14 protein-coding genes are annotated in these 9,333 nt (G+C 67.6%); 9 read left to right on the plus strand and 5 right to left on the minus strand.

Annotation, left to right across the window (positions count from 1 at the left end):
- Positions 1-169 precede the first annotated feature (169 nt).
- From Q673_RS23950 to Q673_RS36690, 5 genes are all read left to right on the plus strand, one after another.
- Complete coding sequence (locus tag Q673_RS23950; RefSeq protein WP_023005193.1) at positions 170-1,597, plus strand: MBL fold metallo-hydrolase RNA specificity domain-containing protein; 1,428 nt, start codon at positions 170-172, stop codon at positions 1,595-1,597.
- A gap of 90 nt (positions 1,598-1,687) precedes the next feature.
- Positions 1,688-1,909 (plus strand): type II toxin-antitoxin system RelB family antitoxin, encoded by a 222-nt coding sequence (relB, locus tag Q673_RS23955; protein ID WP_023005194.1) that lies wholly within the window; start codon positions 1,688-1,690, stop codon positions 1,907-1,909.
- Positions 1,893-2,159, plus strand: coding sequence for a type II toxin-antitoxin system RelE family toxin (locus tag Q673_RS23960; protein ID WP_023005195.1), 267 nt, complete (start codon positions 1,893-1,895; stop codon positions 2,157-2,159). Before relB ends, Q673_RS23960 begins: the two co-directional genes overlap by 17 nt.
- Before the next feature lie 100 nt (positions 2,160-2,259).
- Entirely contained in the window at positions 2,260-2,670 is a 411-nt protein-coding gene (locus Q673_RS23965; RefSeq protein ID WP_023005196.1) for an SRPBCC family protein, read from the plus strand.
- A 111-nt stretch (positions 2,671-2,781) separates the two neighbouring features.
- Positions 2,782-2,943: a hypothetical protein gene (locus Q673_RS36690; RefSeq protein ID WP_023005197.1), complete on the plus strand. Its 162-nt coding sequence runs from the start codon at positions 2,782-2,784 to the stop codon at positions 2,941-2,943.
- A gap of 15 nt (positions 2,944-2,958) precedes the next feature.
- Here Q673_RS36690 and Q673_RS23970 read toward each other — a convergent pair whose 3' ends face one another.
- Genes Q673_RS23970 through coaE form a run of 5 tightly spaced genes read right to left on the minus strand, consistent with a single transcriptional unit; the run spans position 2,959 to position 5,360 of the window.
- Complete coding sequence (locus Q673_RS23970) at positions 2,959-3,243, minus strand: type II toxin-antitoxin system RelE family toxin (RefSeq protein ID WP_023005198.1); 285 nt, start codon at positions 3,241-3,243, stop codon at positions 2,959-2,961.
- Positions 3,233-3,481 carry a type II toxin-antitoxin system Phd/YefM family antitoxin gene (locus tag Q673_RS23975; protein ID WP_023005199.1) on the minus strand — a complete coding sequence of 83 codons (249 nt, stop codon included), beginning with the start codon at positions 3,479-3,481 and terminating at the stop codon, positions 3,233-3,235. The genes Q673_RS23970 and Q673_RS23975 overlap by 11 nt, the downstream gene beginning before the upstream one ends.
- 32 nt (positions 3,482-3,513) lie before the next feature.
- Complete coding sequence (locus Q673_RS23980; RefSeq protein WP_023005200.1) at positions 3,514-4,449, minus strand: hypothetical protein; 936 nt, start codon at positions 4,447-4,449, stop codon at positions 3,514-3,516.
- Positions 4,450-4,458: 9 nt separating this feature from the next.
- Positions 4,459-4,689 (minus strand): DNA gyrase inhibitor YacG, encoded by a 231-nt coding sequence (yacG, locus tag Q673_RS23985; RefSeq protein ID WP_023005201.1) that lies wholly within the window; start codon positions 4,687-4,689, stop codon positions 4,459-4,461.
- A gap of 47 nt (positions 4,690-4,736) precedes the next feature.
- The gene (coaE, locus tag Q673_RS23990; RefSeq protein WP_043524487.1) at positions 4,737-5,360 is read right to left on the minus strand and encodes a dephospho-CoA kinase; all 624 of its coding nucleotides are present in this window, start codon (positions 5,358-5,360) and stop codon (positions 4,737-4,739) included.
- A 132-nt stretch (positions 5,361-5,492) separates the two neighbouring features.
- Here coaE and Q673_RS23995 point away from each other — a divergent pair, with 132 nt between their 5' ends.
- The 4 genes from Q673_RS23995 to Q673_RS24005 all read left to right on the plus strand — a co-directional run bounded on the left by Q673_RS23995 (position 5,493) and on the right by Q673_RS24005 (position 9,297).
- Positions 5,493-7,928, plus strand: coding sequence for a Lon protease family protein (locus tag Q673_RS23995; protein ID WP_031217786.1), 2,436 nt, complete (start codon positions 5,493-5,495; stop codon positions 7,926-7,928).
- Positions 7,918-8,715, plus strand: coding sequence for a universal stress protein (locus Q673_RS35525; RefSeq protein WP_081711988.1), 798 nt, complete (start codon positions 7,918-7,920; stop codon positions 8,713-8,715). Before Q673_RS23995 ends, Q673_RS35525 begins: the two co-directional genes overlap by 11 nt.
- A gap of 76 nt (positions 8,716-8,791) precedes the next feature.
- Positions 8,792-9,046 (plus strand): type II toxin-antitoxin system Phd/YefM family antitoxin, encoded by a 255-nt coding sequence (locus tag Q673_RS24000; RefSeq protein ID WP_023005205.1) that lies wholly within the window; start codon positions 8,792-8,794, stop codon positions 9,044-9,046.
- A complete protein-coding gene (locus tag Q673_RS24005; protein WP_031217789.1) occupies positions 9,043-9,297 on the plus strand; it encodes a Txe/YoeB family addiction module toxin in 255 nt (84 codons plus the stop codon). The genes Q673_RS24000 and Q673_RS24005 overlap by 4 nt, the downstream gene beginning before the upstream one ends.
- The last annotated feature ends 36 nt before the right edge of the window (positions 9,298-9,333 follow it).

Raw genomic sequence — 9,333 nt, forward strand, 5'->3', positions numbered from 1 at the left:
TGAGGGAGGGGAGGACGTCAACGTGGTGACCCGCAATGTCGCCGACTTCGCAGCGACTAGAGTGGCGCTGATGAATCCCTGGGATAGCGGTTCGGAATAAGCCGTTGCGGGCTCCTCCGGCGACTGGCCGACTACACTGAGGGCATTCCCCGGCATGGAGGCCAGCGCGATGCCAGTGAATTCCCCTCACTTCCCCCGGCTCTCCCATCACGGTGGCGCCAGTGGCGTCACCGGCAGTTGCCATCGTCTGCAGATCAGCGATGACCGCGCGCTGCTGGTGGACTGCGGCCTGTTCCAGGGCCAGGACGCCGACCATGTCGACAGCTTCGCGCAGCTCACGGTCGATTTCCCGGTCGCTGACGTGCTGGCGCTGGTGGTGACCCATGTGCATATCGACCATATTGGCCGGCTGCCCTACCTGCTGGCGGCTGGCTACGAAGGGCCCATCCTCTGCTCGGTGCCCTCGGCAAGACTGCTGCCGCTGGTGATCGAGGATGCGCTGAAGATCGGCTTCACCCGCGACCGGACGTTGATCGAGCGTTTCCTGGCCGAGGTGGAGGGCCGGCTGGTGACGCTTGGCTACCGTGAGTGGCACACCCTGGTGGACGACGCGCGCCACCGGGTGCGGGTGAGGCTGCAGCGCGCCGGGCATATCCTCGGCTCCTGCTACGTGGAGGTGGACACCCTCGACCGCGAGCTTGGCGAGGCGCAGCGCACCCTGTTCTCCGGCGACCTGGGCGCGCCCTATGCGCCGCTGCTGCCGGCGCCCAAGCCGCCCTGGGGCTGCGACACCCTGGTGCTGGAGAGCACCTACGGCGACCGCCGCCACGACGATCGTCGCCACCGCCGCGCCCGGCTCAAGGCGGCCATCGATCGGGCGCTCGCGAACGGCGGCACGGTGGTGATCCCGGCGTTCAGCATCGGGCGCACCCAGGATCTGCTCTACGAGATGGAGACGCTGATCCACCAGGCGGGCAGCCGGCGCTGGCGGGCGCTGGAGATCATCGTCGACTCGCCCCTGGCGGCGCGCTTCACCGCGGTCTACCGCGAGCTCAAGCCCTGGTGGGACGCCGAGGCCCACCGCCGGCTACGGGCGGGGCGCCACCCGCTCAGCTTCGAGAACCTTTATACCGTTAGCTCGCATGAGGAGCGCGAGCGCACCGTCGAGTATCTCGCCGTGAGCCATCGCCCGGCGGTGGTGATCGCGGCCAGCGGCATGGTCAGCGGCGGGCGGGTGGTCAACTACCTCAAGCGCATGCTGGGCGACCCGCGCCACTGTGTGCTCTTCACCGGCTACCAGGGCGCCGGAACCCCGGGGCGCGATATCCAGCGCTACGGCCCAAGGGGTGGCTGGGTGGAACTGGATGGCGAGCGCATCGATATTCGCGCCCGGGTGGAGACGGTCTCGGGTTACTCCGCCCACGCCGACGGCCAGGATCTGCTCAACTTCGTACGCCGCATGCGTCGCCCGCCGCGCCATATTCGCCTGGTGCACGGCGAGCGCCACGCCCAGCAGGCGCTGCGCGATTCGCTGCTGGAATGGGCGACGGAGAAGGGCCATGCGATGACGGTGACGCTGGGGGTGGACCTTCCATGACGGCCGGGGCGCTGGAAGTGATAGCGACCTCATGGCGACACCTGTCGTTTTGCGATACATTGACTACATGTATCACGCGAGGGTGGCATCATGCCTATCAGCCTACGACTGGACCCGGATATCGAGGCGCGGCTGACGCACCTTGCTCAGGCGACAGGACGTTCCAAGACTTTCTATCTGCGCAAGTTGATCGAGGAGCATCTCGAGGAGATGGAGGATGCGTACCTGGCCGAGCATGCGCTGGAGCAGCTCCGGCAGGGGCGGGATCGCGTGATGAGTGCCGAGGAGTTCTGGCGTGAGCTGGAGGATTGAGTACCTGGCCTCGGCCGCGAAGGGCTTCAGGAAGATTGACCCCCAACAGCGTCAGCGCATCCGCGCTTTTCTGGAGCAGCGCGTGGTGGCGCTTGAAGATCCGCGCCAGCTGGGAAAACCGCTGAAGGGTGAGTTGACCGAGCTCTGGCGCTATCGGGTGGGGGATTATCGCGTGATCTGTCAGATACAGGATGATCGGCTGGTGGTGCTGGTGGTCCGGGCAGCGCACCGCAAGGATATCTACGATTGAGGGCGCAGTGACGGCCCATACCGCAGGAAGCCTTCGAGATATGCCAGCCAAGCTGCGATACTTTGCCGCTGACCCCGATCATCGTTGCAGGGAGCACGCCATGGCCACCATCGAACACGCCGCGATCCTCGCGGCGCCGCCGGAGCGGGTCTTCGCGCTGCTGGAGCGGGTGGAGGACTTCGCCGACTACTCCGACCTGGTCCACAGCATCGAGGTGCTGGGCGACGACCGCTTCCGCTGGCACGTGCATGCCGTGGGGCGCGACTGGCACTTCGATGTGGCGATCACCGAGCGTCGTGCGCCGGAAGCGCTGGCCTGGGCCTCCCTGGATGGCGTGGAGAACCAGGGGCGCTATCGCCTGCGCCCGGTGGAGGGCGGCACCGAGGTGAGCCTGACCCTGACCTACCGGCTGCGCAACAAGCTGCTGGAGAAGGCGGTAACCAAGGCCGCCACGCCGCTGGTGAACCGGGTCAGCCGGCAGATCCTCGAGCGGGTGGCGGAGCGGCTATAAGGCAACCCCGCCAGATCAAAAAATTTCATTAGGCGGCTAGCTACCTTGGCATGTGTGGTGGCGCTATGATCATGTCTGAGGAGGCCGTGGGCCTCCCTTGGGGATATCGACATGATCAAGGCGCTGTTCTGGTGTTTCGCCGTGCTGGCCGCCCAGTTGGGGCTGCTGCACTGGGTTGACAGGCGGGTGTTGGGGATGCAGTTCGGAGACAGGCAAGAGAGGAACGAACTGCCGGAGGAGGCGCGGCCGGAGGAGGCGCGGCCGGAGGGCTGATGCCCTGGAGGAGGGTTACTGTCGTCTGACGGCCTTGAGATAGACGCCGTTGCGATCCCGTTTGCCGACGGCGATGACCAGCACGACCAGTTCGCTGTCACGGACCTCATAGACCAGCCGGAAGCCCGCGCTGCGCAACTTGATCTTGTAGCGATTCTGGCTGCCTGACAGGCGTGAGGCGGGGATGGCCGGTGATTCCAGGATAGTGCGCAGTTTCTTCTTGAACTGCTCGCGTACGCTGCCGTCGAGCTTGTGCCACTCCTTCAGCGCATCGGCGCGAAAGCGCAGTTCATAGCTCATCCAGTGTCACCGAGATCTCTGCCTGGTCGCTGCGCTCGTCGGCGATGCGGTTGAGCTCGGCGTCTTCCAGCTTCTCGAGCAGCTCCTCGTAGACGGCGGCAGGGATGCAGTAGAAGGCGGGCTCGTTGCGGTTCAACACGGCGACCGGGAAGCCCTCTCCGGCGGCCACGGTGGCCATCGGGTTCTTCTTGAGCTCGGAGATGCTGGCAGTGGTGGTCGCCAGGATATGGTGAGGCATGGGAGGTCTCCTGTGGTGATCTCATCACCATTCTAGACCTGTTCCAAGTCTTTCAACAGGTCTTGAAGCTTCCCGTATCGATACCGATAGACCCTCAGGCTGGGCAGAAAGGGCTCATCCTCGAGCTTCTCGTCGCGGCGGCGGGCGCGGGTGCGTTTCTCCGGCGGCGAAAGCGGTGGCAGGTTGTGATCGGGCAGCTTGCCGTCCGGTGAAGGGATAAACAGCGGCAGGGCGACGTTCATGGCGCGGCGGGTGCGGCCATCCTCCAGGGGGTCCCGATAGAAGAGGTTGGCGCGCATCAGCGGCGCCTGGCGTTGCACCTGGGCCAGCGGCTCGCCGCTGGGGATGCCGGCGAGCTTGCGCAGCTGGATGCGGATATGCGGCGCCTCGTGGTCCAGGGCCAGCAGCTTCTGCTCGGCCTCCTGTACCGTCAGCTTCTTGATGGAGCGCCCGCTCGAATACCAGGCCAGGCGCACCCGGGCGAGCGGCGCCTCGCTGGTGGGGATCGCCCGCCAACACTGCTTGAGGTGCACTCGGGCCAGCCCCTCGCCGCGCAGGTGGTCGTGCAGGGCGGGATGGCGGAAGGGCAGTACCGCCTTGGCCTCGGGGATCAGCGCCGGGGCCTGGTCGCGGATGCGCGCGGTGAGGGCGGCGAACTCGGCCTTGGCGATATTGGCCGCCGCTACCGCTTCCATCACCTCGTCGTTTGCCGCCACCAGCCCGATATGCGCGCGGGTGGCGCGGCCGTCCTGGCCATCCTGGTACCAGACGTCCTGCAGCGAGCGACGCAGCCATTCGGCGGCGTGCTCGGGGGAGGCCGGCTCGGGCTCGCCGAAGATCCAGCAGGCACCGGGGGCGCGGGCGTAAGCCTCGGCCACCGCCGCGCTGCGCTCGATCACGGCGTCGAAGGTGGCCTCGAGCTCGGCGAGCAGGCGGTACTCGGGGCGCGGGGGAGTGGCGTCGCTCATCTCGGCGTCTTACCCGTCGTCCTGCAGGCCGCGCTCGGCGCGCAGGATCATCTCGTCGATCTCGGTCTCGTCCATGGCGGGCTCACCGGCGATGCGGTGGCTGCCGTCGGCCCAGGCGCCGAGATCGAGCAGCCGGCAGCGCTCGCTGCAGAAGGGACGGTAGGGATTGTCCTCCCGCCATGCCACCTTCTTGCGGCACTGGGGGCAGGCAACTTCCAGGGGGCGTCGGGATTCGCTCATGGGGCTCCGTGGCTAAGTTTACTGAAGGGTCAGACCCTTAAGGGAATTTAAGGGTCTGACCCCCAAGGGGGCTGAGAGTACAGCTGGCGATAGCGCCGATCCAGCTCGGCGACCTGGCGGCGCATCTCGGCCTCGCTGCCGCCATTATCCAGCACGTCGTCGGCGCGGGCCAGGCGCTCGGCGCGGGGCATCTGGGCGGCGACGATGCGTTGGGCCTGGTCGGCATCCACGCCGTCGCGGGCGGCGGTGCGCTCGATCTGCAGCGCCTCCGGCACGTCGATGACCAGAGCGCGGTCGACCATGGCGACCTGGCCGGATTCGAACAGCAGCGGGGTGACCAGCAGCACATAGGGGGCGCCATCGGCGGCCAGGCGCTCCAGGTGGGCGATCAGCCGCTCGCGGATGCGCGGGTGGGTGACCGACTCCAGCCAGCGGCGCTCGCCCTCGTCCTGGAAGACGATCTCGCGCAGGGTGCGGCGGTCGAGGGTGCCGTCGTCGTTGAGCACCCGCGCGCCGAAGCGCTCGGCGATCTCGGCCAGCGCCGGCTCGCCGGGCTCGACCACCTCGCGGGCGACGTCGTCGGCATCCACCCAGGGGGCGCCCAGCGCGGCGAAGGCGCGGGCGACGGTGGACTTGCCCGAGGCGATGCCGCCGGTGAGGCCGATGATCAGGGCCATGCTGCGTCTCCTTCTACGCCTGCAGGGGTGGGCCTGGCGTTGAGGGCCTTATGGCGGCGTAGTCTAGCATTGTTGATCTCGGTGCTGGCGGTCGGGCCGTGCCTGCTCCATGGTGAGGGTATTCGCATGGACGACAGGAGACGAGCCGTGGTCGAGCCGCTGACGAGCGCACAGGTGTATCAGGCATGCCCGGAGGAGGCGTTTTCTTTCGAGGTCACCAGCGAGCTGGAGTCGCTGGACCTGCTGGCCGGGCACGAGCGGGCGCGGGAGGCGCTGGCCTTCGGCACGGCGATCCGCAGCGACGGTTTCAACCTCTTCGTGCTGGGCCAGCCGGGGCATGGCAAGCACAACCTGGTGGGGCGCTACCTGACCGAGCGTTCCAGCCAGGACGCCTCGCCGCCGGACTGGTGCTACCTCTACAACTTCGAGGACCCCTCGGTGCCGCTCTACCTGCAGCTGCCGGCGGGGCTGGGGCGCCAGCTCAGGCGCGACATCGAGGCACTGGTGGAGGAGCTGCGCGGGGCCATCCCGGCGGTGTTCGAGAGCGACGAGTACCAGAACCGCCTCCAGGAGCTGAAGCAGGCCATGGGCGAGCGCCAGCGCGATGCGGTGGAGGCGGTACGCCGCGAGGCCCGCGAGCAGGGCGTGCTGCTGCTCTCCACCCCCAACGGCTTCACCTTCGCCCCCGCCGATGGCGACAGCGACAAGGTGCTCTCGCCCAAGGAGTACGAGAAGCTCCCGCAGGAGCAGCGCGAGCGCATCGAGCACGCGGTGGAGATCTTGCAGCGCAAGCTGACCCAGGCGATCCGCCGCATGCCGAAACTGGCCAAGGAACTGCGCGAGCAGGTCCAGCAGCTCAACGAGGAGGTGCTGCAGACCGCCATCGGTGCTCCCCTGGCCGAGCTGGAGGAGCGCTACCAGAACGAGGAGGGAGTGATCGCCCACCTGGCGGCGATCCGCGAGGCGATCCTGCAGCATGCCGAGTCGTTCATCGCCGACGAGCCCGAGATCCCGCCGGAGGCGATCTTCAGCCGCTGCTACCTCAACTTGCTGGTGGACAACGCTGACACCGAGGGGGCGCCGGTGATCTACCAGGATCTGCCGGGCCACCAGCACCTGGTGGGGCGCATCGAGCATCACGTGCACAACGGCACCCTGCTCACCGACTTCTCGCTGATCCGCGCCGGCGCCCTGCATCGCGCCAACGGCGGTTACCTGGTGCTGGATATCCGCGGCCTGCTCACCCAGCCCGGCGCCTGGGAGACCCTCAAGCGCGTGCTGCGCGCCGGCGAGATCCGTACCGAGTCCCTGGAGCAGGCCTATGGCCTGATCAGCACCGTGAGCCTGGAGCCCCAGCCGATCCCGCTGGACGTCAAGATCGTGCTGCTCGGCGAGCGGCTGCTCTACTACCTGCTGTGCGAGCACGACCCCGAGTTCCTGGAGCTGTTCAAGGTACAGGTGGACCTGGAGGACGAGCTCGAGCGCAGCGACGAGAGCCTGGCGCTCTACGCGCGGATGATCGCCACCCTGGCCCGGGAGGCGGCGCTGGCCCCGCTGGATCGCAGCGGGGTGGCGGCCACCATCGAGCGCGCCAGCCGCCTGGCCGACGACCAGAAGCGGCTGACCGCGCGCCATCGTGATCTCCACGACCTGCTGATGGAGGCCGACCACTGGGCCAGCGTGGCGGGTTCCAGCGTGATCCGCCGCGAGGATATCGAAAAGGCGGTGGCCCAGCAGCTGTGGCGGGCGGGGCGCATCCGCGAGCGCAGCCATGAGCAGATCACCCGCGGCAGCGTGATGATCGCCACCCAGGGGCGCGTGGTAGGGCAGGTCAACGGCCTCTCGGTGCTCGCGCTGGGCGACTTCGCCTTCGGCCAGCCGACTCGTATCACCGCGACGGCCAGGCCCGGCAGCGGCCAGGTGGTGGACATCGAGCGCGAGGCGCGCCTGGGCGGGCGCATCCACTCCAAGGCGGTGATGATCCTGTCGCGCTACCTGGCCGGGCGCTACGCCGGCGAGAGCCCGCTGTCGCTGTCGGCGAGCCTGGCCTTCGAGCAGTCGTATGGCGGCATCGAGGGCGACAGTGCCTCGGTGGCGGAGGTGTGCGCGCTGGTCTCGGCCATCGCCCGGGTGGGGCTTGACCAGGCCTTCGCGGTCACCGGTTCCATCAACCAGCACGGTGAGGTGCAGGCGGTGGGTGGCGTCAACGAGAAGATCGAGGGCTTCTTCGATGTCTGCGTCGCCCGCGGCGAGCTGGCGGGCCAGGCGGTGATCCTGCCGGCCACCAACGTCGAGCACCTGATGCTCAAGCGTGAGGTGCGCGAGGCGATGGAGGCAGGCCGCTTCCGCATCTTCGCGGTGCGCCATGTGGACGAGGCATTGGCCCTGTTGACCGGCGAGACCCTGGGCGAGGGCGACGAGGCGGGCAACTTCCCGGCGGAGAGCCTCAATGGCAGGGTCCAGGCGCGCCTGGCCAGGTTCCAGGAGGTGGTGAAGGCTGCTTCCGGCAACGGTGACGAGCAGGCCGCCGAGGGTGGCGAGGAGGGCGGCGATGACGCCTGAGCTGCCACCCACCGAGCCTGGGCGTTCCACAGCGACCGGGCTATCCCCCGATGAGGCACTGCGGGTATTGGCGCTGCTCGACGACTCCCGCCAGGGGTTGGCGGCATTGGAAGCCGCGGCCGCCCTGGCCGAGCAGGCCCGCGCCGAGCTGGTGGCGCTGTTCGTGGAGGATCTCGACCTGCTGGCCTGCGCCGCCTTCCCCTTCTCGCAGGAGGTGGGAGCCAGCAGCGGGGTGGCGCGGCCGCTCTCCAGCGAGGGCCTGGAGGTGAGCCTGGCCCGCCAGATGCAGAGGGTGCAGCGTGCGCTGCGCCTGGCGGCGGAGGGCCGCGCGCTGCGCCATCGCCTGCAGGTGAGCCGCGGTCAGGTGGCAAGCGTGGCCCTGGAGGAGGCCGGGCCCGGCGACGTGCTGGTGCTGGGCAAGGCGGGCCTCTCGGCGCGCTGGGGTAGCCGCCTGGGCTCCACCAGCCAGCGTGTGCTGCTGGAGGCGCCCTGCGCGGTGATCATCTGGGACGAGCGTCATCCGCCGGAGCCAGGCCCGCTGCGCTACTTCCGCGGCGAGGCACCGGCGCTGCCATGGGGCGAGACCCCGGAGGAGGCGGTGCGCCGCCATCCGCTGTTCCTGGGTCGCGAGGAACTCGCCCCCATGGACGCCCCGGCGCTGGAGCGCTTCCTCGCCCGCGCCCGTCGCGGCGCTCTGGTGATCACCCGCGCACGGCTGATCACGCTGCTGGAGCAAGATGTCGACCTGCTGGCCCGCATCCCGGTGCCGGTGGTGGTGGTGCCGTGAATAGGGAACTTTACCTACTTCTTGTTGTACAAAAACAAGTACAATGTGTTTCGTGCACTTTGAGGAGCCAGTAGTTATGGATACGATCACCTATAGCCATTTCCGTAATCAGCTAGCCAAGGTGATGGATCGGGTCAATGACGATCATGTCCCCGTGCTGATTACCCGGCAAAACGGGAAGCCGGCTATCATCATGTCGGTCGAGGACTTCAAGTCCTACGAGGAAGCGGCTTACCTGATGGCAAGTCCGCGAAATGCCCAGCGACTCAACGAGGCCATCTCCGAGGTCGAGCGTGGTGAGGCCGAAAACCACCAGCTCCTGGAGCCATGATGCTGTCCTGGGCCAGTAGCGCCTGGGAGGATTATCTCTACTGGCAGTCACGCGACAAGAAAACACTCAAGCGCATCAATACGCTGATCAAGGATATCCAGCGGCAGCCTTTTGACGGGCTGGGAGATCCTGAACCACTGCGCCACCAATGGCCAGGGTATTGGTCGCGCCGCATCGATCGGGAGCATCGCCTAGTCTACCGTGTGACTGACCACGCCATCATCATCGTTCAGTGCCGCTATCACTATTGAGCTCACATTCCCCAGCTGACCAAAAAGCGCGACATG

This window comes from Halomonas sp. PBN3 (assembly GCF_000475415.1).
Lineage (GTDB): Bacteria > Pseudomonadota > Gammaproteobacteria > Pseudomonadales > Halomonadaceae > Halomonas > Halomonas shengliensis.

Excerpts from the sequence above, each read along its gene's own strand:
- Q673_RS23950 (WP_023005193.1), top strand. The coding sequence starts at position 170 with ATGCCAGTGAATTCCCCTCACTTCCCCCGGCTCTCCCATCACGGTGGC.
- relB (WP_023005194.1), top strand. The coding sequence starts at position 1,688 with ATGCCTATCAGCCTACGACTGGACCCGGATATCGAGGCGCGGCTGACG.
- Q673_RS23965 (WP_023005196.1), top strand. The coding sequence starts at position 2,260 with ATGGCCACCATCGAACACGCCGCGATCCTCGCGGCGCCGCCGGAGCGG.
- Q673_RS36690 (WP_023005197.1), top strand. The coding sequence starts at position 2,782 with ATGATCAAGGCGCTGTTCTGGTGTTTCGCCGTGCTGGCCGCCCAGTTG.
- Q673_RS23970 (WP_023005198.1), bottom strand. The coding sequence starts at position 3,243 with ATGAGCTATGAACTGCGCTTTCGCGCCGATGCGCTGAAGGAGTGGCAC.
- Q673_RS23975 (WP_023005199.1), bottom strand. The coding sequence starts at position 3,481 with ATGCCTCACCATATCCTGGCGACCACCACTGCCAGCATCTCCGAGCTC.
- Q673_RS23980 (WP_023005200.1), bottom strand. The coding sequence starts at position 4,449 with ATGAGCGACGCCACTCCCCCGCGCCCCGAGTACCGCCTGCTCGCCGAG.
- yacG (WP_023005201.1), bottom strand. The coding sequence starts at position 4,689 with ATGAGCGAATCCCGACGCCCCCTGGAAGTTGCCTGCCCCCAGTGCCGC.
- Q673_RS23995 (WP_031217786.1), top strand. The coding sequence starts at position 5,493 with ATGGACGACAGGAGACGAGCCGTGGTCGAGCCGCTGACGAGCGCACAG.
- Q673_RS35525 (WP_081711988.1), top strand. The coding sequence starts at position 7,918 with ATGACGCCTGAGCTGCCACCCACCGAGCCTGGGCGTTCCACAGCGACC.
- Q673_RS24000 (WP_023005205.1), top strand. The coding sequence starts at position 8,792 with ATGGATACGATCACCTATAGCCATTTCCGTAATCAGCTAGCCAAGGTG.
- Q673_RS24005 (WP_031217789.1), top strand. The coding sequence starts at position 9,043 with ATGATGCTGTCCTGGGCCAGTAGCGCCTGGGAGGATTATCTCTACTGG.